Source organism: Cedecea davisae DSM 4568 (assembly GCF_000412335.2).
Classification (GTDB): Bacteria; Pseudomonadota; Gammaproteobacteria; order Enterobacterales; family Enterobacteriaceae; genus Cedecea; species Cedecea davisae.
This window is the reverse complement of the sequence record NZ_KE161030.1, coordinates 2460015-2484848: the sequence shown is the minus strand read 5'-3', so window position 1 is coordinate 2484848 and position 24834 is coordinate 2460015. Positions and strand designations below refer to the sequence as shown.

Sequence of the window (24834 nt, the reverse complement as noted above, 5' to 3'; positions counted from 1 at the left end):
GCATTCTCTGTACTCAAATTCAGCTGCGATAAAGCGAGATTACATGAGACGTTATGAAACAAAAAAATCCACGTATTTACGTGGATTTTTGTTGAAGCGGGGAAGGGGGATTAGACGTTGAACAGGAAGTTCATCACGTCGCCATCTTTAACGATGTAATCCTTACCTTCGGCGCGCATTTTTCCGGCTTCTTTCGCGCCTTGCTCGCCTTTATAAGTAATAAAGTCTTCATAGGCGATGGTTTGTGCGCGGATAAAGCCTTTTTCGAAGTCGGTGTGGATTTTACCGGCGGCCTGCGGAGCGGTTGCGCCAACAGGGATGGTCCACGCGCGCACTTCTTTCACGCCAGCGGTGAAGTAGGTTTGCAGGTTCAGCAGCTCGTAGCCCGCACGAATTACGCGGTTCAGGCCCGGCTCTTCCAGACCCAGCTCGGCCATAAACTCATCGCGGTCGGCATCGTCCAGCTCGGCGATGTCGGACTCTACGGCAGCGCAAACGGCAACCACAACGGAGCCTTCCCCGGCGGCGATTTCGCGAACTTTATCGAGGTACGGGTTGTTTTCGAAACCGTCTTCGTTAACGTTGGCGATGTACATGGTTGGCTTCAGGGTCAGGAAGCTCAGGTATTTGATCGCCGCTTTGTCTTCTTCGGTCAGATTTTTCAGGGCGCGAAGCATACCGGCGTTTTCCAGCTGCGGCAGGCATTTTTCCAGCGCGGCCAGTTCGGCTTTCGCGTCTTTATCGCCGCCTTTAGCTTTCTTCTGTACGCGGTGAATCGCGCGTTCGCAGGTGTCGAGATCAGACAGCGCCAGCTCGGTGTTGATAACGTCGATATCGTCAGCCGGGTCCACTTTGTTGTTTACGTGGATGATGTTGTCGTTTTCGAAACAGCGAACAACGTGGCCGATAGCTTCGGTTTCACGAATGTTGGTCAGGAACTGGTTGCCCAGGCCTTCACCTTTGGAAGCGCCTTTTACCAGGCCTGCGATGTCCACGAACTCCATGGTAGTCGGCAGAATACGCTGCGGTTTAACGATCTCGGCCAGCTTGTCCAGGCGCGGGTCCGGCATCGGCACAACGCCGGTGTTCGGCTCGATAGTACAGAACGGGAAGTTAGCCGCTTCAATACCTGCTTTGGTGAGCGCGTTGAACAGAGTGGATTTACCAACGTTCGGCAAGCCGACGATACCGCATTTGAATCCCATGGTTTAAATCACCTTAATTGCTTGATAATCAATGAGTTTGTTTGTGCTCATTGAAAAAATGTAGATAACTTTGCCCATTATACACTTAAACCACCGTCAGCGGGGGCGGAAATCGCTGCCCGGCGCCCGCTGACGGGATTATTGTGCTTTAAAGGCGTGCAGACGATTGGTCGCTTTAGTCAGGCCTTCTTTCAGCCAGACTTCGGTGCAGCGCGCCGCTTCGTCAACCGCGTCGTCAATCAGCTTCTGCTCGCTAACCGGCGGTTTGCCAAGTACAAAGCCAACAACTTTGTTTTTATCGCCCGGATGGCCGATCCCGATGCGTAAGCGATGAAAGTTGGGGTTATTGCCCAGCTTGCTGATGATGTCTTTCAGGCCGTTATGGCCGCCGTGGCCGCCGCCAAGTTTGAACTTAGCCACGCCTGGCGGCAGATCCAGTTCGTCATGCGCGACCAGGATTTCGTCTGGCGCAATGCGGAAGAAAGTGGCCATCGCGGCAACTGACTTACCGCTGAGGTTCATAAACGTGGTCGGGACCAACAGGCGCACGTCTTCTCCGCCGAGATTAATGCGGGCGGTATAGCCAAAGAACTTCGCTTCTTCTTTCAGCGACTGATTATGGCGCTCGGCCAGCAAATCCACGTACCAGGCTCCGGCGTTATGGCGGGTAGCCGCGTACTCAGCGCCCGGGTTCGCCAGGCCGACAATCAATTTAATGCTCACGTTTAGCTTCCTGAAAACCGTTCACAGCCGCGTAGTTTACTGTGCTGCCGCCGCGTTGACAAAGCGCAATGGCCGCCGCGCTGAAATATTGAATAGTTGAGGGGGTGAACCATTAGAATTTCATGTAACTCAGCGGCTTATTTGTAAACTTTTGTAGAGCTTTCGTTCGTAATTGTGATCGCCCGCGCATATGGTTTGCAGGGGCATTGTCTATACTTTAGCCACAAGGAAGGGGATGTTCCCCACCGACCCGTAATCTTGCGGAGGTGACATATGAAACGCAAAAACGCTTCGTTACTCGGTAATGTCCTCATGGGATTGGGGCTGGTTGTGATGGTAGTTGGCGTAGGCTATTCGATTCTGAATCAGCTTCCGCAGCTGAATTTACCGCAGTTTTTCGCCCACGGTGCCGTGCTTAGCATCTTCGTTGGGGCTGTACTGTGGCTCGCCGGGGCCCGTATAGGCGGCCGCGAGCAGGTGTGCGACCGCTACTGGTGGGTTCGCCACTACGATAAACGCTGCCGCAGGGATGAACACCACCGCCACGGTTAATAATTATCGGATTAAAAAAAAACGGTTCCTGAAAAGGAGCCGTTTTTTTTATGCTTAGCATGTTGACCCTAACGTAACGTCAGGCTGCACACTTCCCGGCAGCAGAAGCACAAGGAGCAGGTAAATGTTGTTTAAAGTAGGCGAACTGGCAAAGCGCGCCGGTATTACGGTACGCACCTTGCACCACTACGAAGCGATGGGCCTGCTGCTCCCTTCTGCCCGCACCCCTGCCGGATACCGGCTGTATAACCGGCAGGATATTACCAGGCTTCATCACATTCAGGCGTTAAATCGCATGGGAATGAGCCTGAGCGAGGTGCGCGACTGTCTCGAGAGTCAGGCCGTGTCGCTTAACCAGATCATTGATTCACAAATCTCGATGCTGGACGGCCAGCTGGCGGAAATCACCACTTTGCGCCAGCGCCTTGTTTCGCTGCGTGAGACGTTAAGCCGCGGCGCGGATCCTGACCTCGGGGAATGGCTAACTACCCTGGAGTTAATGACGATGTACGATCGCTATTTTTCAAAAGAAGAGTTAGGGCGTCTGCCCTTTGCGCAGCCCGACAGCGGCCGCGATGAAGAGTGGAAGCAGGTTGTTGCTGAAGTGGCCGCCCTGCGCCAGCAAAACGTGCCCCCGGAGGATAAACGGGCGCAGCAGCTGGCTGCCCGCTGGATGGAGATGCTGGTACGCGATACCGCGGGCGAGCCAGATTTTCTGGTGCGCCTGAATGCAATGCATCAGGTTGAGCCGGAAATGAGCAAACAAACGGGCATCACTGCCGAAATGACCGGCTATGTCACCCGCGCTTTCGGGCAAAGCAAACTGGATATTTATCGTCGCTATCTGGACGATGAAGAGTTTGCGTTCACCAGCCGCCACTACTTTGACCGGATGCAGGAGTGGCCGCCGCTGGTGGCTGCCGTATGCCAGGCCAAAGAGCAGGGGGGGGCCCCTTCGTCGGACGAGGCCCAGCGGCTGGCCCGCCGCTGGCTGGAACTCTTCCAGTCTTTTGCAGGTACAAGTCCGCAAACCCAGATGAAGTTCCGCGCGGCTATGGCTCAGGAGCCTGAGCTGGCCCGTGGAACGTGGATGACGCCCGAGTTGCTGGCCTGGCTACAGCAGGCGGTGGGAATTATGTTCCAAGCCGCTGGGCTAAGAAGTCAACAAGGCAGCGAACCCGCAGCGACAGGTGGCGGGCGTGAGGGTAAAGCAAAATAAAAGGCCGCGAGCTGCCGCCGTATTCGGGTAGCAGCTCCACCAGGCTTCCGTCGGCCAGGTCTTGTTCAACAATAAATCGATAGGTCTGAACAAGGCCTGCGCCACTGCGGGCCAGGGTGACTATTCCTAAAAAGTCTTCACAGCAGGTAAACCCTCCGCTGGTAAAAACGTCGGTGCTCTGGCCGTCGAGGCTGAACGTCCAGGGGACTTTGCGCCCGGTGCTGGGCAAATCAAATTGAATGCATTCGTGCTGGCTTAACTCATCCAGCGTTTTTGGCGTTCCCGCACGCCGCAAATAATCGGGCGAGGCGACCAGCACCAGCTCCGCGTCTTCGAGCTTGCGGGCTATCAACGACGAGTCCGCCGGAGAGCGCCCGCGGATGGCTATGTCATAGCTCTCGTCGGCGAAGTCGATATTACGGTTGCTGATGTGAATTTGTACCGATACGCGGGGATAAAGCCGCCTGAACTCGGGCAGCAGCGGCAGAACGCGGTAATGAGAATAGGGCGTGGGAACGCTAATGCGAAGCATGCCCGCAGGCTCCATCTGCGCGCCGGTGACTTCCCGCTCGGCCTCTCTCAGCTGCTGAAGTGCCTGTCGGCACTGCTGATAATAGCGCTCGCCGCTGTCCGTCAGGCGGATTTGGCGAGTGGTTCGCACAAACAGGCGCACGCCCAGCCGTTCTTCCAGCCGGGCAATGGAGCGGCTTACCGCCGCGGGCGTGATGCCGATAAAATTCGCCGCCGCGCTGAAGCTCAGGCGTTCAGCTGCCTGGCAAAACAGTTCGATGGTGCCGAGCTGCATCTCTTCGAAGTGGCGTTTCATGCCGGTTTTCTCTCCGTATTTATTACATGATGTATCTATTCATGTTACAGGTTGCTGATTTATTGTCCATTATGTCACAAGTATAGTCGGCTCCACATCCACAAACAGGAGCACTATCATGCAGGCAACACCAACCGTTATCGTCACCGGCGCTTCAAGCGGCATCGGCCTCGCCATCGCCGGAGCGTATCTGGCTCGCGGTTATAACGTGGTCGGCAACGGCCGTACCCTTCAGCGCTTGCAGACCGCAGCGGCAAGCCTGGGCAATCCGCCAAACTTCCTGCCGATTGCCGGTGATATTTCGCTGCCGGCTACGGCGGAAACGCTGTTTAAAGAGGCGATTGCCGCTTTTGGCAAGGTCGATATTCTGATCAACAACGCGGGCATTTTTATTCCCAAACCGGCGACCGAATATAGCGAGCAGGATATCGACGCGCTGATCAATACCAATCTGAAAGGCTTCCTGTTCCCGTCGCAGCAGGCCGCCAGCCATATGAGCAAAAACAAAGCGGGGCATATCGTTAACATTACGGCCAGCATTGCGCTCCAGCCGAATGTTAAAGTCCCCGCGCTGCTGCCGGTGATGATTAAAGGCGGGTTAAACGAAGCCACTCGCGGCCTGGCGCTGGAACTGGCGGCTGACAATGTAAGAGTGAACGCCGTTGCGCCTGGGATTATCGAAACGCCTCTGCATTCAGATTACTCGGGATCTATCGGCTTTCTTAGCACGCTTTCACCGAGCGGGCGTACCGGTAAAACGCAGGATGTGGTTGATGCGGTGCTCTACCTGACTGATTCCACGTTCGTCAGCGGGACGGTGATGGCGGTGGACGGCGGCAGCACCGCCGGAACCTGGTGATGTTCGGCCGTTAACGAAAGGGTAAATTTATGCCGTATGTGAATATTCGGGTGACGAAAGAAGGGGTCAGCGCGGAGCAAAAGCAGGCGCTGATTGAAGGCACCACCGACCTGCTAATGAGGGTGCTGAATAAAGATCCCGCCACCACCTTTGTCATCATCGACGAGGTCGAAACCGATAACTGGGGCGTTAACCGCGAAAGCGTCACCAGCAGACGGCGGCGGGAAGCCAGAGGGTAGCCGGGCTAGCCGCTATTCAGCGGCCAGAGCCGCCTGAACGTCAGGGAAGAAGGCAAGACGGCCAGGGATCGGCTGTACGCCAGCCCGGGCCAGCGTGCGCAGCGGCTGGAACTCCAGGTTGGTTACTCTCAATTCGCAGCCTTCCGGCAGTTTTTCAACAAAGCGCTGGAAGGCATCGAGCCCGCCCGCGTCCAGCACCGGCACCGCATCCCACTGCAAAATAATCAGGTTATGCCCGTCAACCTGCCGCGAAAGCTCGGTGAACAATCCTTCGGCGGCGGCAAAAAACAGCGGACCCGTCACGCGCAGCGCCAGCACACCTTCCGGTAACGAAACGTTGCTCAGCGGAGCCAGGCGGGTCATTCGCGCCACTCGGCGCATAAACAGCAGTGAAGCCAGCACAATCCCAACGCTTATCGCGATAACCATATCGAACAATACGGTCAGCGACATGCAGATGAGCATCACGATAATGTCGTCTTTCGGCGCTTTACGCAGCAGGCTGACGACCTTATGCGCCTCGCTCATGTTCCACGCCACCATCAACAGCAGGGCCGCCATGGCAGAAAGCGGCAGCCAGGAGAGCAGCGGTGCCAGCACCAGTAATGCCAGAATAACCAGCAGAGAGTGAATAATTGCCGCCACGGGAGAAGTGGCCCCGGCGCGCACGTTTGCCGCCGAACGGGCAATGGCCGCGGTGGCGGTAATTCCGCCGAAGAATGGCGCAATAATATTGCCCAGCCCCTGGCCGATAAGCTCGCCGTTGGCATTGTGTTTGGTGCCGGTCATTCCATCCAGCACCACGGCGCAAAGCAGCGACTCAATCGCGCCCAGCATCGCCATAGAGAACGCGGCAGGTAGCAGGGCACAGAGTGAATCCCAGCTCAGGGTAAAGTTTGAATTTGGCATGTCCCACGGCAGCATTAGCTGCGGCAGCAGCTGCGGAATGCCGTTGCCCTGGCTACCGTCGGCCAGAATATAGTGGAAGCGCGATCCGATAGTTGCCACTTCGCCGCCGAGCGCGGTAACAATAGCCATTACGGCGCAGCCCGCGAGCAGCGCAGGCAGGTGGCCCGGCAGGCGAATGCCAAGGCGCGGCCAGAAGATAAGCACCGCCAGGGTAACAATTCCGATAGCCGCATCGCCGACGTTCACGGTCGGCATCGCCATCGCAAGGGCGGCGACTTTATTCAGATAATGCTCGGGCACATGTTCGAGCGTCAGGCCGAAGAAGTCTTTCACCTGCATAGTCGCGATGGTGATACCAATCCCGGAGGTGAAGCCGAGGGTGACCGAAAGCGGAATGTACTCAATCAGGCGGCCAAACCGCGCCAGGCCGAACAGGATCAGGAACAGGCCGGACATCAGCGTGGCAACCAGCAGCCCGGCCAGGCCAAATTGCTGCGCTACCGGATAGAGGATAACCACAAAGGCTGCGGTAGGCCCGGAGACGCTAAAGCGCGAACCGCCGCTCAGGGCGATAACAATCCCGGCAACTGCCGCGGTGTAAAGGCCGTATTGCGGCGCTACGCCGCTGCCGATAGCCAGCGCCATCGCCAGGGGAATAGCGATTATGCCTACGGTTATGCCGGCGATAGCATCACGGGTAAAGCGGGAAAGGGTGTATTTCTCGCGCCAGCAGGCGTCAATAAGGGCGCGAAAAGGCATTACGTGAGAAGAAGATACGGTTTTCACTATGATTCCATCCGTGAGCGCATCATCTGTCATTCAGGCAGGTGAAGGAGGCATTTAAAAAGAGTAGTACAAAAACGAAAAAACCCGCCGCAGCGGGTTTTAAAAGCAATGTCGATTAATGTTCGAACATCGCAGAGATAGATTCTTCGTTGCTGATGCGGCGAATAGCTTCGGCCAGCATACCGGACAGAGTCAGGGTGCGGACGTTTGGCAGCGCTTTGATTTCGTCAGACAGCGGGATGGTATCGCATACGATAACTTCGTCGATAACCGAGTTACGCAGGTTGTGAACCGCATTGCCGGAGAAGATCGGGTGAGTTGCGTAAGCGAATACACGTTTCGCGCCACGTTCTTTCAGCGCTTCCGCCGCTTTGCACAGCGTACCGCCGGTATCGATCATGTCGTCAACCAGAACGCAATCACGGCCGGACACGTCACCGATGATATGCATAACCTGGGAAACGTTAGCGCGTGGGCGACGCTTGTCGATGATAGCCATATCGGTGTCGTTCAGCAGCTTAGCGATAGCACGGGCACGTACCACGCCGCCGATGTCCGGGGAAACCACGATTGGGTTTTCCAGGCCGATTTGCAGCATATCTTCCAGCAGAATTGGGCTACCGAAGACGTTGTCTACCGGCACATCAAAGAAGCCCTGGATTTGTTCAGCGTGCAGGTCCACGGTGAGAACACGGTCAACCCCTACGCTTGAGAGGAAGTCAGCGACGACTTTCGCGGTGATTGGCACACGAGCGGAGCGCACGCGGCGGTCCTGACGGGCGTAGCCAAAGTAAGGGATAACAGCGGTGATACGGCCTGCAGAAGCGCGGCGCAGGGCATCGACCATGACAACCAGTTCCATCAGGTTGTCGTTCGTTGGTGCACAGGTGGACTGGATGATGAAAATATCACCACCGCGTACATTTTCGTTGATTTGTACGCTTACTTCACCGTCGCTAAAGCGACCGACGGCGGCGTCACCAAGGGAGGTGTACAGGCGGTTGGCAATACGTTGTGCTAGTTCCGGGGTGGCGTTACCAGCAAAAAGCTTCATATCAGGCACGAGAAGAACCTCAGGCATGCGTCCAGTGGCGGATGGTTGCTACCGCAAATGTGCGGGCGGGGTAGCCCCCATCCAGGCGGTGTATTAAAGAGCACGATGCAACGTCTGAAACGAGGTGACGTTGTCACCAATGCCCAGCTTGCCCGGATATGGCCTGATGCAGCGGAGATCTATTAACGCCTCGCGCAACAAACCCATGCAGCCATTCCGGGGCTTGCTCAAGCACCTGCCGGGCGGCCTGCTCGGTGTCGAATTCTGCAAACACACAAGCGCCGGTGCCGGTCAGGCGCGACGGCGCGTATTCTAACAGCCAGGAAAGCGCCGCATCAACCTCGCGAAAACGTTTTCTTGCGATAACCTCACAATCGTTGCCAAATTCACATTTTAGCAACGTGTCAATTGACCTTATCGGGGTTTCGCGCGGCAGTTCCGGATCGCCAAAAATAATCGGTGTCGGAATACTCACGCCGGGGTGGGCAACCAGATACCATTTTTCCTCCGGCTCGACCGGCGTCAAAATTTCGCCAACCCCTTCGGCAAAGGCCGCGTAACCGCGAACAAAGACCGGCACGTCCGCGCCCAGGCGAATGCCCAGTCCGGCCAGCTCGTCTTCGCTACAGCGGGTATTCCAGAGCTGATTCAGGGCAACCAGTACCGTCGCGGCGTTGGATGAGCCTCCGCCCAGTCCACCGCCCATCGGCAGTTTCTTCTCCACGCCTAGATCGGCCCCTGCGCCCGCGGGCAAAGTGCCTTTCTCAGCGGCAAAGGCGTGCAGCAGGCGGGCGGCACGCACGATAAGGTTTTCTTCGTCCGGTACGCCAGCGATGGGCGTCACCAGACGGATAACGCCGTCCTGGCGCGGTTCAATTGTCAGCGTGTCGCCGTAGTCAAGAAACTGAAACAGCGTCTGCAAATTATGGTAACCGTCCGCGCGGCGGCCGGTGATATAGAGAAAAAGGTTCAGTTTTGCGGGAGCAGGCCAACGGGAAATCATTATTTCACCGTCCAGCTATCCATTTTCAGCTTGATGCGCTGGTCGCCCTCACGCAGCTCCATATTGGACGGCAGGGAAGGCTGGATTTTACTGTCGTAGTCGCTGTACACCACTTTCCAGGTTTTACCGCCCTGGATGTAATTGACTTCACGCAGGCGATACTGGTCGTCAAGTTTGTAGTCGGTGGACTCGCCCGGCAGGCCCAGCATCCACTGGCGCAGGCTGTTAAGCGGGATAGGCATCCCGGTCAGCTTGCCAATCATCTCTTCGGCATCCGTCGCGATGTAGCGCTTGCCGTCGCGGTCGGTCAGCTGAACCTGGTTCGGCTGGGCATTAAGCTCAAGTTCGGTGCTGCCAAGCGGGTTGGTAAGCAGCAGGCGGTAGCGGTCCGGGGCGGTTTGCTGCCAGTTAAAGCGGGCATATACCTTTTGGCTATCGGAAAGATAAGCAAAAGCGCCGCGCGTTTGATACTGGGTGATTTTTTGCACTTGTTGCTGATGTTCTAACCACTGCGGCGAGTCAGGGCTTTTCCCCGGCCCGCTCGGCTGGTGAACTGAACAGGCGGCCAGAACCAGGCTGGCAAGGGGCAGAAGGCGCATCAGACGGGCTTTGGGCATAAACATAGCGGCAGCAAATCCTTAAAGTCATTTTGGTGGTCAACCGTTCATGCTAGCGGCCAGGCGGGAAGGCGTCTACGGTCAAGTTGTCTTAAATCATAAATCATCCGCATACTCCGCAAGGGGAAGCTCTCTTTTATTGACCGTGCTCATCCTGTATGATGCGACCAGAAATCCTTATCAACATCGGTATTACTCAGACCGCTCCATGACCCTGTTAGCGCTAGGAATTAACCACAAAACGGCCCCAATATCGCTGCGAGAACGTGTTACGTTTTCGCCGGACACGCTCGACCAGGCGCTGGGAAGCTTGCTGGAACAGCCGATGGTGCAGGGCGGAGTGGTACTTTCTACCTGCAACAGAACCGAGTTATACCTGAGCGTTGAGCAACAGGAAAATCTTCACGAACAGCTGGTGCGCTGGCTGTGCGACTACCATAACCTCAATGAAGAGGAAGTGCGCAAGAGCCTCTACTGGCACCACGATAACGACGCCGTCAGCCATTTAATGCGCGTGGCGAGCGGTCTGGACTCGCTGGTGCTCGGTGAACCGCAGATTCTCGGCCAGGTCAAAAAAGCCTTTGCCGACTCGCAAAAAGGCCATTCGCTTTCCAGCGAGCTGGAACGCATGTTCCAGAAGTCCTTCTCTGTCGCCAAGCGCGTTCGCACCGAAACAGATATCGGTGCCAGCGCGGTGTCGGTCGCCTTCGCCGCCTGTACTCTGGCGCGGCAAATTTTTGAATCCCTCTCTTCGGTCACCGTGCTGCTGGTCGGCGCCGGGGAGACTATCGAACTGGTTGCCCGCCACCTGCGCGAGCACAAAGTTGAGAAGATGATTATCGCCAACCGTACCCGCGAACGCGCTCAGGTGCTGGCGGACGAAGTCGGCGCGGAAGTGATTAGCCTGAGTGAGATAGACGAACGCCTGGCGGACGCCGACATCATTATCAGCTCCACCGCCAGCCCGCTGCCGATTATCGGCAAAGGGATGATGGAACGCGCCCTGAAAGCCCGCCGTAACCAGCCGATGCTGCTGGTGGATATCGCCGTACCGCGCGACGTGGAGCCGGAAGTCGGCAAGCTTGCCAACGCCTATCTCTACAGCGTGGACGACCTGCAGGCCATTATTCAGAACAACCTCGCCCAGCGTAAAGCGGCGGCGGTTGAAGCTGAAACCATCGTGGCCCAGGAGTGCAGCGAATTTATGGCGTGGCTGCGCGCGCAAAACGCCTCCGAAACCATTCGTGAATACCGTAGTCAGGCAGAGCAGGTGAGAGACGACCTCGCTGCCAAAGCGCTGGCCGCCCTTCAGCAGGGTGGCGACGCGGAATCCGTCTTGCAGGATCTGGCCTGGAAACTGACCAATCGCCTGATCCATGCCCCAACCAAATCGCTCACGCAGGCCGCCCGTGACGGGGACGACGAACGCCTGCAAATCCTGCGTAACAGCCTCGGGCTGGATTAGCACACACAACTCTTATTACAAGGTGAACCACCGCCCATGAAGCCTTCTATTGTTGCCAAACTGGAAGCCTTGCAGGAGCGCCATGAAGAAGTTCAGGCCCTGCTCGGCGATGCCGCGACGATTGCCGATCAAGACCGTTTTCGCGCGTTGTCTCGTGAATATGCCCAGTTAAGCGATGTATCACGCTGTTTCCTGCAATGGCGCCAGGTTCAGGAAGACATTGAAACCGCAGAAAGCATGCTCAGCGACCCGGAAATGCGCGAAATGGCGCAGGAAGAGCTGGCAGAAGCTAAAGCCAACAGCGAAGAGCTGGAGCAGCAACTTCAGGTTCTGCTGCTGCCGAAAGATCCCGATGATGAGCGCAACGCATTCGTTGAAGTCCGCGCCGGAACCGGCGGTGACGAAGCCGCGCTGTTTGCCGGTGACCTGTTCCGCATGTACAGCCGCTATGCGGAAGCCCGCCGCTGGCGCGTTGAGCTTATCAGCGCTAACGAAGGCGAGCACGGCGGCTTCAAAGAAGTTATCGCAAAAATCAGCGGTGACGGCGTCTATGGCCGACTGAAGTTTGAGTCCGGCGGCCACCGCGTGCAGCGCGTTCCCGCTACGGAATCTCAGGGGCGTATCCACACCTCGGCCTGTACCGTTGCCGTGATGCCGGAGATCCCGGAAGCAGAACTGCCGGACATTAACCCGGCGGATTTGCGCATCGACACCTTCCGCTCCTCGGGCGCGGGCGGCCAGCACGTTAACACCACCGACTCCGCCATCCGTATCACCCACTTGCCAACCGGCATCGTGGTTGAATGCCAGGACGAACGTTCCCAGCATAAGAACAAAGCCAAAGCGCTTTCGGTGCTCGGGTCGCGTATTCGCGCCGCTGAAGTGGCTAAGCGTCAGCAGGAAGAGGCTTCTACCCGCCGCAACCTGCTTGGCTCCGGCGACCGTTCAGACCGTAACCGCACCTATAACTTCCCGCAGGGGCGCGTAACAGACCACCGCATCAACCTGACGCTTTACCGCCTGGATGAAGTGATGGAAGGCAAGATTGACGCCCTGATTGAGCCGATAGTCCAGGAATTCCAGGCTGACCAGCTCGCGGCGTTGTCCGAGCAGGATTAATGGAGTTTCAGTCATGGCTCCGCCAGGCCGTACAGCGTCTGGCGCAGAGCGAAAGCCCAAAGCGCGATGCGGAGATTTTGCTCGGGTTTGTTACCGGCAAGGCGAGAACCTATATTCTCGCCTTTGGCGAAACCCGGCTGACGCAGGAGCAGCAAACCGAGCTTGAAGCTTTACTGGTTCGCCGCGAGCGCGGTGAGCCGATTGCGCACCTGGTTGGCGAGCGAGAATTCTGGTCGCTGCCGCTGCGCGTTTCTCCGGCCACGCTTATTCCCCGGCCCGATACCGAATGCCTGGTCGAACAGGCGCTCACAAAGCTGCCTTCTACGCCGTGCTCGATTCTCGACCTGGGCACCGGCACGGGCGCTATAGCGCTGGCCCTTGCCAGCGAACGCCCGGACTGCGACGTGACGGCGCTGGACCTGGTGCCGGAGGCAGTAGAGCTTGCGCGCGCGAATGCACAAAATCTGGGTATTACCAATGTTAAGGTATTGCAAAGCTGCTGGTTTAGCGCGCTCAATAATCAGCGTTTCACGCTGATCGTCAGCAACCCGCCTTATATCGATGAGCAAGATCCGCATCTGGCAGAGGGCGACGTTCGCTTTGAGCCAAAGAGCGCTCTGGTGGCCGACAATCACGGTCTGGCGGACATTGAAATCCTGGTGAGTGATTCACGGCGCTTCCTTGAACCCGGCGGCTGGCTGATGCTGGAACACGGCTGGCAGCAGGGAGAGCAGGTGAGGCAGCTATTGTGCGAAGCCGGTTTTCAGGATGTTGAAACCACCAAAGATTATGGCGGCAATGAACGCCTGACGTCAGGACGCTATCTTTGAATTAAGGAACAGATGCTGTGGCGACTTATTTTTCACTTAAATATCTGCATATTTTCACCGTCGTAATTTCAATTAGCCTGTTTGTATTACGCTATTGGTGGCAATATCGCGGCTCGGCAATATCCGCTAAGCGCTGGGTGCGCATTGTGCCGCACATAAATGATACCGTGCTGCTGTTAAGCGGCTTCGGGCTGGTTCTGATTACGCACTTCTATCCGTTTACGCCTCAAGGAAGCTGGCTGACGGAGAAACTGTTTGGCGTTATCATCTATATCGCTTTGGGTTTTATCGCGCTGGGCAAACGCCCGCGCAGCCAGCAGATCCGTTGGTTTGCTTTTCTGCTGGGGCTGGTGGTGCTCTACATCATCATTAAACTCGCCACCACTAAAATACCGATACTGGGGTAAGCATGAGGTCGTTAGCCGATTTCGAATTTAATCAGGCACCGCTTTGCGAAGGCATGATTTTAATTTCGCAGCTGATTCGTGACGATTTTCCGACTGAAGAAGTACAGGCGCAGCTTGGGCAATTAGTCAGCCTGGCAAAAGAAGAAATTTGCCAGGGGGCACACCCTGATTTGCAGCTGGAAAAACTGCTGGAACTTTTTTACGGCGAATGGGGTTTTAAGGATTCAGGCGGCGTTTACCGCCTGTCCGACGCCCTGTGGCTGGATAATGTCTTAGAAAGCCGCCAGGGGAGCGCCGTCTCTCTTGGGGCAATTTTATTGTGGGTTGCCGGGCAGCTCGACATCCCGCTGATGCCGGTGATTTTCCCTACGCAGCTGATCCTGCGCGCCGACTGGATGGATGGCGAAATGTGGCTTATCAATCCGTTTAACGGCGATACGCTGGACGAGCACACGCTGGAAGTGTGGATCAAGGGCAACATTAACCCGACCGCCGAGCTGTTCGACGAAGATCTCGACGAGTCGGATAATGCCGAAGTTATCCGCAAGCTGCTGGACACCCTGAAGTCCGCGCTGATGGAAGAGCGCCAGATGGAGCTTGCTCTGCGCGCCAGCGAAGTGCTGTTGCAGTTCAATCCGGAAGATCCGTACGAAATTCGCGACCGCGGTTTGATCTACGCCCAGCTGGACTGCGAACATGTGGCGCTCAGCGATTTGAGCTACTTTGTTGAGCAATGCCCGGAAGATCCGATTAGCGAAATGATTAAAGCGCAAATCAACTCGATTGCGCACAAGCAGATTACCCTGCATTAAGTTCACACCTGATAAGGCGAACATATGAAACAAAAAGTGGTTAGCATTGGTGATATCAACGTCGCAAACGACCTGCCGTTTGTGCTGTTCGGCGGCATGAACGTGCTGGAGTCTCGCGACCTGGCGATGCGTATCTGCGAACATTACGTGACCGTGACCCAGAAACTGGGCATTCCGTACGTGTTTAAAGCCTCTTTTGATAAAGCCAACCGTTCATCCATCAATTCCTACCGCGGTCCGGGTCTGGAAGAGGGGATGAAGATTTTCCAGGAGCTGAAGCAGACCTTCGGCGTGAAAATCATCACTGACGTGCACGAATCTCACCAGGCTCAGCCGGTGGCCGACGTGGTTGACGTTATCCAGCTGCCAGCTTTCCTCGCTCGCCAGACTGACCTGGTGGAAGCGATGGCAAAAACCGGCGCGGTCATTAACGTGAAGAAGCCGCAGTTTGTTAGCCCGGGCCAGATGGGCAACATCGTTGATAAATTCGCCGAAGGCGGCAACGAAAAAATTATTCTGTGCGACCGCGGGACGCAGTTCGGCTACGACAACCTGGTTGTGGACATGCTGGGCTTCAGCGTGATGAAGCAGGTTTCTGGCGGTGCGCCGGTGATTTTCGATGTGACCCATGCTCTACAGTGCCGCGACCCGTTTGGCGCTGCATCCAGCGGCCGCCGCGCTCAGGTTACCGAACTGGCTCGCGCCGGGATGGCTACGGGGCTGGCGGGTCTGTTTATTGAAGCGCACCCGGACCCGGACAACGCTCGCTGCGACGGCCCGTCCGCGCTGCCTCTGGCCAAGCTTGAAGCTTTCCTGACCCAGATTAAAGCCATTGACGACCTGGTGAAAAACTTTGAGCCGCTGGATACCAGCCACTAATTGCTGCAAAAAACAAAACCCGCTGCGGCGGGTTTTTTTATATCTGTCCCTCTCTCAAGGGAGAGGGAGCAAACACTAAAGACTGCTCTTACAAGCAGTCTTGCTGTTTACTTAGGCGAATATCGTCATCAAATAAGCGGCAAACAGCGCCAGGTGAGCGGTACCGTTAAGCACGTTGGTACGCCCGGTGGAGAAGGATATCTGGCACAGCACCAGCGCCGCCAGCATCACTACCATCTGCGGCATGCCAAGCGCGAAGACCAGGTCATTACCGGTGAACCAGGCAATCAGCGTGACCGCCGGAACCGTTAATGAGATTGTTGCCAGCACCGAACCGAAGAACAGGTTCATGGCACGCTGTACCTGGTTGCTGAGCACCGCCTTCAACGCTCCCAGACCCTCAGGGGAGAGAATGAGCAGGGCGACGAGGAAGCCGGTGAACTGTGCGGGAGCGCTAACGGCTTCGAGCAGGTGCTCCAGCGGGTTCGCATTCATTTTGGTCACAGCAATAACCGCAACCAAATGCACAATCAGCCATACGGTATGCCAGGCTGAGCTGTGCGCCGACGGTTTGCCGTGGTGCGGGTCATCGTCATCGCCTTCATCTTCATGCTCGTAAACAAACAGGCTCTGGTGCGTTTTGGTCTGAATCAGCAGGAACACGCCGTACATAGCGGCGGAAATCAGCGCCACCAGCAGCGACTGGGCCAGCGAGAAGTTACCGCCCGGCAGCGCCATCGGAAACACCAGCACGATAACTGCCAGCGGGAACAGGGCAATTAAATACTGTTTGATGCCGAACAGGTTCATATACTGAGTGGCAAATTTACGCCCGCCCATCAGCAGCGAGAAGCCCACCAGGCCGCCGGTAACAATCATAATGATGGAGTAAAGCGTATCGCGCATCAGGGTCGGCGCGGCGTCGCCCGTGGCCATCAGGGCGGAAATCAGGCTGACTTCAAGAATAACGACAGATAAGCTCAGGATCAGCGAGCCGTAGGGTTCACCGAGACGGTGAGCCAGCACGTCCGCATGACGAACAACGCTAAAAGCGCTGCTTAAAATTGCCACCAGCGCCAGAATATTGATTCCGACCACCACCGGCAGGGACTGGCTTGACCCCCACATCGCCAGTACCGCCAGTGCCAGTACCGGGAAAATGAGAGAACTCTCCTTGTGGCGGGTTTTTACCGCCTCATGTTGTGTTTTTGTCATTCAACTTCTCCATCTCTGCAGGCGATAACCTGTTTTGATCATTATAGTCAGGTTTTTGAACCCGCATAAGTTAGCAAAAAAACCTTTCTTTTAGTTAAAATTTACTTACTTTTACCGCATTTCTATTAAAAATGTTCTAATCAATTAAAATGGTTAGTGTTCGTTATTTAATGCTTATAAAACATATTGATATGTTTTTGTTAAATACAAATAAGCTATGCTAAAGGGCGAGATTCTGGCCTTAACGCTGTGTGAGAAAGCGATTCGGGAGTATAAGAGACTGATAACGGAGCTAATGCGGAAATAAACCTTTGGTTCCGTGTGCCTTTTGGCTATGTAACGCTGTTCTGCGCGCCAGTATGGCAAGTTAAAATGACAATTTCGCTGTTATGTGATCATCATCATACTTGCCAGTACGCGACGAATTGCTTATGGTCTTGATATGTTGCTCTATTAGTAAGCAAAAGTTGTCAATAAAAGCCGGGAAGGCGCAGCTTGTGCAGTCGCACGGAAGCATGCAGTGGCGGAGGTATATGGTGTTAACGCGTGATTTCTTAATGAAAGCGGATTGTAAGACGGCTTTTGGAGCCATTGAGGAATCGTTATTGTGGACCCCTGAGCAGCGCTCGGCATCTCTTGCCGCGACGCTTGCTTGTCGCCCCGACCAAAGCCCGGTGTGGCTTTTTGGTTACGGTTCGTTGATGTGGAACCCGGCTTTTGAATTTGAAGAGTCTGCGCCCGGCACGCTGGTGGGGTGGCATCGCGCCTTCTGCCTGCGCCTCACGGCGGGGCGAGGTACGGCTTGCCGTCCCGGACGCATGCTGGCGCTGAAGGAAGGAGGGCGCACGACGGGCCTTGCTTACCGCCTGCCGGAAGCGATCCTCGAAGAGGAGCTTACGCTGGTCTGGAAGCGCGAGATGATAACCGGCTGCTATCTGCCTACCTGGTGCAAGCTGGAGCTGGACGATGGTCGGACGGTAAATGTCCTGGTGTTTATTATGGACCCGCGTCATCCGCTCTATGAGGCAGATACCCGCGCGGAAACCATCGCGCCGCTTATCGGCTCGGCCAGCGGCCCGCTCGGCACCAACGCTCAGTATCTTTTCTCCCTGGAACAGGAGATGAAGAACCGCGGTATGCAGGATGACCGAATGTCGGAGCTGGCAAACCAGGTGCGCGCGTGGCTGAACGGCCGTGGCGAAGAAGGTGACAGCGGGCTACAGCCCGGTTTTGTGTAAGTATTAAAAAGGCCACCCTGCGGTGGCCTTACTATTTATCAGGCCGGAACAAAGCTGATGGAGTGCTCAAGCGACTGGCTGTGGCTGTCGATCAGCACTTTCCAGGTGCCGCTGTAGGGCACGGGGATGTAGGCAGACTGGCGGTTTTGCACGCTCAGAATATCTTCCTGCGGCCTGCCGCGGTTTTCCGAGGCGCACATCAAATGGATATGACAGCTATCCGAACAGCGAACCACCACGGTATCGCCGCCAAAAAGTTTCAGACTGGCTTTTACTACAGGCATTTTTCACTCCGCTCCCGCATCAATCATGGCCTCAGGCCCCCAAAAGTACCGCTTCAGTAAGTGATGTTGTTCACAAATCACTCTTTGCATCACACCAGAGCGAAGGGGGAGCAATGCTGATTTTGATCAAAAAACGCCGCAACGATTCAACAATAATGACATTGTGCCTGAAACCATTCAGCCGACGAGCGTTTCGTTGGCAAACGCCCGCCGGCACATCATTAAATACGGAAATGCCCGGCGGTTTCCGCTAATTCCCCGGCCTGGGTTTGCAGCGCCTGTGCGGCGGCGGCGGACTGTACAACCAGCTCGGCGTTTTGCTGCACCATGCGGTCAAGATGGCTCACCGCGTGGTTAATTTCCTGGATGCCTTTCATTTGCTCCCCGGTGGCGATATTTATCTCCCGCATAATACCCAGCACGCTTCCCACGCTGTGCTCGATTTTGCCCATCGCTTCACCCGCCTGACGAACGTAAAGAGAGCCGTCGGCGACGCTGCCGGTGGTGGAGTCAATCAGGCCTTTAATCTCTTTTGCCGCCTGGGCGCTGCGGCTCGCGAGGTTACGCACTTCACCCGCTACTACGGCAAAACCTCGCCCCTGTTCTCCGGCGCGGGCGGCTTCGACTGCGGCATTCAGAGCAAGAATATTGGTCTGGAAGGCAATGCTGTCGATGACGCTGGTGATATCGCCAATTTTGCCGGAGGCCTGCTCGATGGCCTGCATGGTGGTAATCACTTTGGACACCACTTCGCCGCCGCGTTCTGCCGCTTCGCTTGCGCAGTGCGCCTGAGTATTCGCCTGGGCGGCGGACTCGTTGGAGTTGGCAACCGAGGCGGTGATTTGCTCAACGGCGCTGGCGGTTTCACGCAGGCTGGAAGCGGCCTGCTCGGTACGGGCAGAAAGATCCTGGTTACCGGCGGCAATTTCGTTTGCCGCAACTTTTACCGAGGCGCTGGAATCCCTGAGCTGCATCATTACCAGCCCCAGCTTGTCGCTAAAGGCGTTAAAGGCGTGCGCAATTTCGGTCACCTCGTCGTGGCCGGTTTCCGGCAGGCGCTGCGAAAGGTCATTGGTGCCGCTGCTGATGGCGCGCATGCCGTCCCGGATAGTGCCCAGGCGAGCCATAACTTTGCCCACCAGCAGGTGTACGACGCCGCCGGAAATCAGCACCAGCACCAGGAGTGCTACCGCCGAAGCCTTCAGCAGGGAGCGCATCCCTGAGGTGGCATCTTGCTCATCCAAAGCGACCACCAGATACCAGTGCGTACCGGCGATGGGGCTTGCCATCAGCTGTTTCTCCCGGTCGGCAATCGTGCCGCCGGTACGGCGGTCGCCGCCGAGCAGCTGATTCAAATCTGCCTGTTTTACCGCATCGATAAAGGGTTTGAGCGTCAGCGCTGGATCCTGGGCTGCAATCAGGGTGGCGTCGTTATTAAGCAATAATCCGCTGCTGTTGGGGGTAGGATGAATGCTGCGTACGTTGGCGATAACGCTGTCCAGCGCGACATCGCCTGCCACAACGGCTTTTAACGCGCCGTCCTGTTTGATTGGCACAGCAAAAGTCACGACAAGCTTGCCGGTTCCCGCATCGACGTAGGGAGCGGTAACCACGGGCGCATCGTCTTTAACGACCTGCTGATACCAGGGGCGTCCCGTAGGGTCGAAGTCAGCCGGAACCCCGGTTGGGTCGGAGAACTTCGCGGTTTTGCTGGCATAGCCAACGTAGATATTGGTAAACCCTCCTGCAGCGGCAAGCTGGCGGAAAACCGGGATAGGATCATCGCTTAACGCTACGCCTTCGAGGGAATGGATGATGGTCATTTTACCCTTCACCCAGTCGCTAATCGCTACCGAATGGCTGAGACTGGTGCTGGTTAATGTCGCGCTGAGGGACTGCTGATTATCGCGGCTGGTGACGTAGTAGTTGATAAAGGTGTTGAGACATAAAGCTGAGACCAGGCAAATCGCCGTAACTAAAAGAATGCGTGTACGAATAGATCTAATCATATTTATTATCCTGCTGTGTTGTCCTAACTGAAATATCGGCAACTTAAGCAGGTAACTTGATGGCGCGGCAGGGAGTATAAGCAAAAAATATTGCCGCGCCGGAACTATTAGAATGTTAAGACTTTATCTGCCTCCAGCGTCCACTCTGCCAGCTCAACCAGGGTACCTATAAGCACGCCGTCAACCAGCGGCAGCCCGCTGATACCGCGCCCGTCGGTGCAGGTTTTGCATAATTTTACCGGCACGTTTTGAGCGGTGAGGATCTCCAGCATTTGCTGAATATTGTAGCCCTCGGCCGGTTTTTGCCCGCGCAAACCGGCGGTTACCGCGTCGGACATTAAAAATAGCTTCACTTCAGGCTGCGATTCACGCTCACGCAGGGCGATAGCCAGGCGCAGGCTGTTAAACAGCGACTCGCTGCCGTAGGCCGCCCCGTTGGCAATAATCACGATTTTTTGCACTTGATTCTCCTTTGACTTGTGGCAAGTTAGGGTGCCGTCAGTGTAGCGCTGAGGGGCGCAGGCGGGTACTGCTTACTCAACAAATCATTATGTTATAATTAAGAAATGCGTAGATTAGTCGTTCCGCTTATCATTTTGCCTGGCCTGCTCCCTGACGTGGGAGGGGCGATGGATACCTCAAACCGATTCATTCAGGCCGCCGAAAATCCCTTCTCTCAGTCTTCAGAGGAATTGCCCAGTCTGGGGCTGGCTCCTGAGTCCGATGCCGCCGCGCGCAAAATTGCGGCGATGGCAAAAAAGTTCGGGGAAGACAGCATGACCGACAACGGGCTGGACGCCGGTGACCAGGCGCGCCTGTTTGCCTTTACCAGCCTGCGCGATGTGCTGGCCGATAAAGTCACCGACGAAGCCCAGTCGCTGCTCTCGCCCTGGGGCAAAGCCAGCTTTAATTTGCTCGTGGACGAGCACGGCAGCTGGGCGGGAAGCAGCGGGGCGCTGTTTACCCCCTGGCAGGACAACAACCGCTATCTTACCTGGAGCCAGCTTGGCCTCAGTCAGCAAAAGAGCGGCGCCGTGGGCAATTTTGGCGTCGGGCAGCGCTGGGTTGCCGGGAAGTGGCTGCTTGGCTACAACACCTTTTATGATAATCAGCTGGTCACCCGGCTACAGCGGGCAGGCTTTGGCGCAGAGGCCTGGGGAGAATACCTGCGGCTTTCCGCCAACTATTATCAGCCGCTAAACGGCTGGCGCGGCGAAACGGAAACGCTCGAACAGCGGCTTGCTCGCGGTTATGACGTTACGGCGCAGGCCTGGCTCCCGTTTTACCGGCATATCAATACCAGCCTGAGCTTCGAACAGTATTTCGGTGACAGTGTAACGTTATTTAATAACGATACCGGTTATCGTAATCCGGTGGCCGTAACAATGGGGATAAACTACACCCCGGTGCCGCTGGTGACGTTGACCGCGCAGCACAAGCAGGGGGAAAGCGGGACGGCGCAGGAAAACCTTGGCCTGAAGCTTAACTACCGCTTTGGCGTGCCGCTGCAAAAACAGCTCTCGGCGGATGAGGTGGCGACCACCAGTTCCCTACGTGGTAGCCGCTATGACAGCGTAGAGCGAGAATCGGTGCCGGTGATGCAGTATCGCCAGCGTAAAACCTTGTCGGTGTTTCTGGCTACGCCGCCGTGGCAGCCTCAGCCGGGTGAAACCGTGGCGCTTAAGCTACAGGTTCGCGCGCCTCACGGCATCCGTAATGTTTCGTGGCAGGGGGACACCCGGGCGTTAAGCCTGACTCCGCCAGCCCAGGCGCGTAGCGCGGAGGGCTGGAGTATTATTCTGCCAGCGTGGCAGGAAGGGGCGGATAACGAATACCGCCTGTCGGTCACTATCGAAGATGAGAAAGGGCAGCGGACGACCTCGAACTGGGTAACGCTCAAACCTGCCGCGCCGCTGTTGATCAACCCTGAAAACGACTCGCGTTATTCGCTGATGCCGGGAGAGTAACCGGCATTCAGAAAATGCGCTCCTGGTGTACCCAGACCGCTGCTTCAACGCGAGACTTGAGCTTCATCTTTTTCAGCAGGTGCTTAACGTGGACTTTCACCGTGCTTTCGGTGATATCCAGGCGGCGGGCGATCATTTTGTTCGGCAGTCCCTGGGCAATCAGCTTCAGAATGTCGCGCTCGCGCGGCGTAAGCTGGTTAACGTCCCGGTCGGAAGTCGAGCGGTTGGCCCTCAGGCTTGCCGCCAGCACCGGCGTCAGCGCTTCGCTCAATACCATTTCACCAGCAGCGGCCTGCTGGAGCGCCTTGAGCAAATCTTCTGGCTCCATATCTTTCAGGAGATAACCATCCGCGCCGCGTTTCAGGGCTGTCACCACATCTTCTTCGTGGTTGGAGACGCTGAACACCACAATTCGCCCGGAAAGCGCTTTCTCGCGCAGGCAGTCGAGGGTTTCCAGGCCGTTCATCCCCGGCATGTTGAGATCGAGCAGGATCAGGTCCGGATCGAGCGACTCGGCAAGCTGAACGCCCTGTTCGCCGTTGCCGGCTTCCCCCACGACGGCAAGCTCCGGTGCCATGCTGATAAGCTGTTTAACGCCGGTACGCATCATTGGATGATCGTCAATCAGCAAAATGGTTGCTGCTTCCTGGTGGCTCATTCTTCACTCCTTGTCGTGGAAGAAAGCGGTGATTCGGGCATAAAGTTGACTATCACTTCCGTGCCGCCGCAGGGGCGGGCGCGGACCTGGCAGTCACCCTGTAAGGTTTGCGCGCGGTCACGCATGATTATAAGGCCGTAATGGTTGCTGCGCTCCGCGCTATCGGGAATGCCGCGGCCGTTATCCCATATCGTCAGGCGAACCTGATTTCCCTGGCGGGTCACGCTGATGCCGCAGGCGCTGGCATCGGCGTGTTTTAAACTGTTATTCATTGCCTCGCGGGCGATTTGCACCAGGTGAATTGCCTGGTGGGAAGGCACCAGACGGGGAGGAAGCTGATAGTCAAGCGTCACCGGGAAGCCGAATTTTTCGCTGAACTCCTGGCAGCTGGCCTCGAGCGCCGGGCGCAGGCCGGGTTCGGTAAGCTGTAGACGGAAGGTGGTCAGCAGTTCGCGCAGCTGTCGCCACGAGGTATTCAGCTCGCCGCGAATCTGCTCCAGCAGGGTTTTGCTCTGCTCGGGTAACGCTTCGCCCTGCATTTGCAGGCAGCTAACCTGCATCTTCATACAGGAAAGAGACTGGGCGATAGAGTCGTGCAGCTCCCTTGCAATAGCCGAACGCTCTTCCATCACGACCAGTTGCTGCTGGTGCTCATACTGGCGCTCCATGGCGAGCGTGGCCGTAAGCAGCTCCATCAGCGTGGCGATAAGCTGCTGCTGGTCGTCGGTCAGGCTGCTGCCCTGAGGCAGCTGGGCCAGCACCAGGCCGTACTGAATCTGGTTATCCGTCAGCCGCCATTTTAGCGTGCTGGAGCCCTGCGGCACGCTGTAGCCGCTGGCCGGGCAAAGCTGGCAGCCCTGGGCATTACAGCGTGCGTCCGGCTGGAAGGTAAATTCCTGGTAGTTTTCTTCGTCTTCGTATTCATAAACCCTCAGCTCGATGCCGTGCAGCGGGGTTAATTCCTGCAGCTCGCTCAGCACCGGCGAAATGCGCTGGCACAGCGGGTTTCGGGAGTGCAGGCGACGGTTTGCCTGGTAGAGGAACGACAGCATCTGGTTTTTTTGTTCCAGACCGGCGGTCTTTTCCCGCACCCGGCGCTCAAGCACGGCATAGCTCTGCGCCAGCTCGCCGGACATGCTGTTCAGCGCAATCCCCAGGGTAGCCATTTCGTCGCGGCCACGCACGTTCACGCGCTGGGTGAAATCTCGTTTGCCAATAGCAACGGCCATGGCCAGCAGCTGGCGCCAGGGTTTCAGCAGCCGTTTTCTCAGCCAGATAAGGGTGAAGATAATCAGCAGGCCAAGCAGCAGGGCCATTCCCTGCTGGAGCAAAATAACGTGATGCAGACGCATTTCCGTGGTGCGGTCGAAGGAGCTAACCAGTTCATCAATACTGGCGACGAAATGTTTGACCTCGGGTTCGACCTGATGGGGCGTCTGGGCCTGCGTGAGCGCCGGTTCAAGCGTGGTACGCCAGTAGTCTTGTAGCTGTTTGAGCTTCGCCTGCTGGCCGTCGCGCTGGGCGGCGAGGCGCAATTCGTCGCTCCAGGTGGTCTGTTCCATTTCGCGAAGTAATACCGAGTCCTGCTCCGACAGAGGAATTGCCGACAGCAGGCGGTAACTCTGCATACGCATTGAGCCGGTTTTGTTAATCGCGTGGGCGTTACCGGATATGCCCTGCGCCAGCCATCCTGCCGCTCCCATTCCCGCCACGCTCAGCAACGCAAGCAGCATCACGACCAGCGCCAGCTGGTTTACCAGCGAAAGGGGGGAGAACAGGCGTTTTAGCATTGATGTACGGGCTCCGGGCGGTTGATTCGGAAGGTGGCGCTATTTTCAGGCATCCCCTGGAGTATACCCATACCCCCTAAGGATTACCCCTAAATTGCCAAAGGTGGCAGGTTGTTCTATTCGTTTAACCATAACGTTAGTCAGGGATGTGAAAAACCACATATTTTTT

General features: G+C 56.5%; 25 protein-coding genes. 12 read left to right on the top strand and 13 right to left on the bottom strand.

From position 1 onward, the window contains the following. Positions 1-110 precede the first annotated feature (110 nt). Positions 111-1205 (bottom strand): redox-regulated ATPase YchF, encoded by a 1095-nt coding sequence (ychF, locus tag HMPREF0201_RS11275; RefSeq protein WP_016536784.1) that lies wholly within the window; start codon positions 1203-1205, stop codon positions 111-113. 138 nt (positions 1206-1343) lie between these two features. Next, complete coding sequence (gene pth, locus HMPREF0201_RS11270) at positions 1344-1928, bottom strand: aminoacyl-tRNA hydrolase (protein WP_016536783.1); 585 nt, start codon at positions 1926-1928, stop codon at positions 1344-1346. A gap of 273 nt (positions 1929-2201) precedes the next feature. Here pth and ychH point away from each other — a divergent pair, with 273 nt between their 5' ends. Together ychH and HMPREF0201_RS11260 are read left to right on the top strand one after the other, a co-directional pair. After that, a complete protein-coding gene (ychH, locus tag HMPREF0201_RS11265) occupies positions 2202-2480 on the top strand; it encodes a stress-induced protein YchH (protein WP_016536782.1) in 279 nt (92 codons plus the stop codon). Between the two features lie 124 nt (positions 2481-2604). Beyond that, complete coding sequence (locus HMPREF0201_RS11260) at positions 2605-3699, top strand: MerR family transcriptional regulator (protein WP_016536781.1); 1095 nt, start codon at positions 2605-2607, stop codon at positions 3697-3699. On the opposite strand, the gene HMPREF0201_RS11255 is transcribed toward HMPREF0201_RS11260, so the two are convergent. Beyond that, positions 3614-4525 (bottom strand): LysR family transcriptional regulator, encoded by a 912-nt coding sequence (locus tag HMPREF0201_RS11255; protein WP_016536780.1) that lies wholly within the window; start codon positions 4523-4525, stop codon positions 3614-3616. The two genes, HMPREF0201_RS11260 and HMPREF0201_RS11255, sit on opposite strands and share 86 nt — an antisense overlap. Before the next feature lie 118 nt (positions 4526-4643). Here HMPREF0201_RS11255 and HMPREF0201_RS11250 point away from each other — a divergent pair, with 118 nt between their 5' ends. Continuing rightward, a complete protein-coding gene (locus tag HMPREF0201_RS11250) occupies positions 4644-5384 on the top strand; it encodes an SDR family NAD(P)-dependent oxidoreductase (protein ID WP_016536779.1) in 741 nt (246 codons plus the stop codon). Between the two features lie 29 nt (positions 5385-5413). After that, positions 5414-5623 (top strand): 2-hydroxymuconate tautomerase family protein, encoded by a 210-nt coding sequence (locus HMPREF0201_RS11245; RefSeq protein ID WP_016536778.1) that lies wholly within the window; start codon positions 5414-5416, stop codon positions 5621-5623. A gap of 12 nt (positions 5624-5635) precedes the next feature. On the opposite strand, the gene dauA is transcribed toward HMPREF0201_RS11245, so the two are convergent. From dauA to lolB, 4 genes are all read right to left on the bottom strand, one after another. After that, positions 5636-7318 (bottom strand): C4-dicarboxylic acid transporter DauA, encoded by a 1683-nt coding sequence (gene dauA, locus HMPREF0201_RS11240; protein ID WP_115586364.1) that lies wholly within the window; start codon positions 7316-7318, stop codon positions 5636-5638. A gap of 115 nt (positions 7319-7433) precedes the next feature. Further along, entirely contained in the window at positions 7434-8381 is a 948-nt protein-coding gene (gene prs / locus HMPREF0201_RS11235; protein WP_008454180.1) for a ribose-phosphate diphosphokinase, read from the bottom strand. Positions 8382-8505: 124 nt separating this feature from the next. After that, on the bottom strand, positions 8506-9375 hold the full coding sequence (gene ispE, locus HMPREF0201_RS11230) for a 4-(cytidine 5'-diphospho)-2-C-methyl-D-erythritol kinase (RefSeq protein ID WP_016536775.1): 870 nt from the start codon (positions 9373-9375) through the stop codon (positions 8506-8508). Beyond that, on the bottom strand, positions 9375-9998 hold the full coding sequence (gene lolB, locus HMPREF0201_RS11225; protein ID WP_016536774.1) for a lipoprotein insertase outer membrane protein LolB: 624 nt from the start codon (positions 9996-9998) through the stop codon (positions 9375-9377). The genes ispE and lolB overlap by 1 nt, the downstream gene beginning before the upstream one ends. 202 nt (positions 9999-10200) lie before the next feature. Between lolB and hemA the strand changes: the two genes are divergently transcribed. Genes hemA through kdsA form a run of 6 tightly spaced genes read left to right on the top strand, consistent with a single transcriptional unit; the run spans position 10201 to position 15504 of the window. Then, positions 10201-11457, top strand: a complete 1257-nt coding sequence (gene hemA / locus HMPREF0201_RS11220; RefSeq protein WP_016536773.1) for a glutamyl-tRNA reductase — start codon at positions 10201-10203, stop codon at positions 11455-11457. Between the two features lie 36 nt (positions 11458-11493). Continuing rightward, positions 11494-12576, top strand: coding sequence for a peptide chain release factor 1 (gene prfA / locus HMPREF0201_RS11215; protein WP_016536772.1), 1083 nt, complete (start codon positions 11494-11496; stop codon positions 12574-12576). Beyond that, complete coding sequence (gene prmC, locus HMPREF0201_RS11210) at positions 12576-13406, top strand: peptide chain release factor N(5)-glutamine methyltransferase (protein ID WP_016536771.1); 831 nt, start codon at positions 12576-12578, stop codon at positions 13404-13406. The genes prfA and prmC overlap by 1 nt, the downstream gene beginning before the upstream one ends. Positions 13407-13423: 17 nt before the next feature. Then, positions 13424-13813 carry a SirB2 family protein gene (locus HMPREF0201_RS11205; RefSeq protein ID WP_016536770.1) on the top strand — a complete coding sequence of 130 codons (390 nt, stop codon included), beginning with the start codon at positions 13424-13426 and terminating at the stop codon, positions 13811-13813. Between the two features lie 2 nt (positions 13814-13815). After that, positions 13816-14625 carry an invasion regulator SirB1 gene (gene sirB1, locus HMPREF0201_RS11200; protein WP_016536769.1) on the top strand — a complete coding sequence of 270 codons (810 nt, stop codon included), beginning with the start codon at positions 13816-13818 and terminating at the stop codon, positions 14623-14625. A gap of 24 nt (positions 14626-14649) precedes the next feature. Then, positions 14650-15504 (top strand): 3-deoxy-8-phosphooctulonate synthase, encoded by an 855-nt coding sequence (kdsA, locus tag HMPREF0201_RS11195; RefSeq protein ID WP_016536768.1) that lies wholly within the window; start codon positions 14650-14652, stop codon positions 15502-15504. Between the two features lie 111 nt (positions 15505-15615). On the opposite strand, the gene chaA is transcribed toward kdsA, so the two are convergent. After that, a complete protein-coding gene (gene chaA, locus HMPREF0201_RS11190) occupies positions 15616-16719 on the bottom strand; it encodes a sodium-potassium/proton antiporter ChaA (RefSeq protein ID WP_016536767.1) in 1104 nt (367 codons plus the stop codon). A gap of 536 nt (positions 16720-17255) precedes the next feature. Here chaA and HMPREF0201_RS11185 point away from each other — a divergent pair. After that, on the top strand, positions 17256-17957 hold the full coding sequence (locus HMPREF0201_RS11185; protein WP_039899329.1) for a gamma-glutamylcyclotransferase: 702 nt from the start codon (positions 17256-17258) through the stop codon (positions 17955-17957). A 38-nt stretch (positions 17958-17995) separates the two neighbouring features. On the opposite strand, the gene HMPREF0201_RS11180 is transcribed toward HMPREF0201_RS11185, so the two are convergent. The 3 genes from HMPREF0201_RS11180 to HMPREF0201_RS11170 all read right to left on the bottom strand — a co-directional run bounded on the left by HMPREF0201_RS11180 (position 17996) and on the right by HMPREF0201_RS11170 (position 20711). Further along, entirely contained in the window at positions 17996-18241 is a 246-nt protein-coding gene (locus HMPREF0201_RS11180; protein WP_016536765.1) for a DUF1883 domain-containing protein, read from the bottom strand. A gap of 221 nt (positions 18242-18462) precedes the next feature. Beyond that, positions 18463-20250 (bottom strand): methyl-accepting chemotaxis protein, encoded by a 1788-nt coding sequence (locus HMPREF0201_RS11175; protein ID WP_016536763.1) that lies wholly within the window; start codon positions 20248-20250, stop codon positions 18463-18465. A gap of 107 nt (positions 20251-20357) precedes the next feature. Continuing rightward, entirely contained in the window at positions 20358-20711 is a 354-nt protein-coding gene (locus HMPREF0201_RS11170) for a DsrE/DsrF/TusD sulfur relay family protein (RefSeq protein ID WP_016536762.1), read from the bottom strand. A gap of 105 nt (positions 20712-20816) precedes the next feature. Between HMPREF0201_RS11170 and HMPREF0201_RS11165 the strand changes: the two genes are divergently transcribed. Continuing rightward, positions 20817-22217 carry a YchO/YchP family invasin gene (locus tag HMPREF0201_RS11165; protein ID WP_016536761.1) on the top strand — a complete coding sequence of 467 codons (1401 nt, stop codon included), beginning with the start codon at positions 20817-20819 and terminating at the stop codon, positions 22215-22217. A gap of 7 nt (positions 22218-22224) precedes the next feature. Here HMPREF0201_RS11165 and narL read toward each other — a convergent pair whose 3' ends face one another. Both narL and narX read right to left on the bottom strand, forming a co-directional pair. Beyond that, positions 22225-22875, bottom strand: coding sequence for a two-component system response regulator NarL (narL, locus tag HMPREF0201_RS11160; protein WP_016536760.1), 651 nt, complete (start codon positions 22873-22875; stop codon positions 22225-22227). After that, positions 22872-24665 (bottom strand): nitrate/nitrite two-component system sensor histidine kinase NarX, encoded by a 1794-nt coding sequence (gene narX, locus HMPREF0201_RS11155; protein ID WP_016536759.1) that lies wholly within the window; start codon positions 24663-24665, stop codon positions 22872-22874. The genes narL and narX overlap by 4 nt, the downstream gene beginning before the upstream one ends. Positions 24666-24834: the final 169 nt, after the last annotated feature.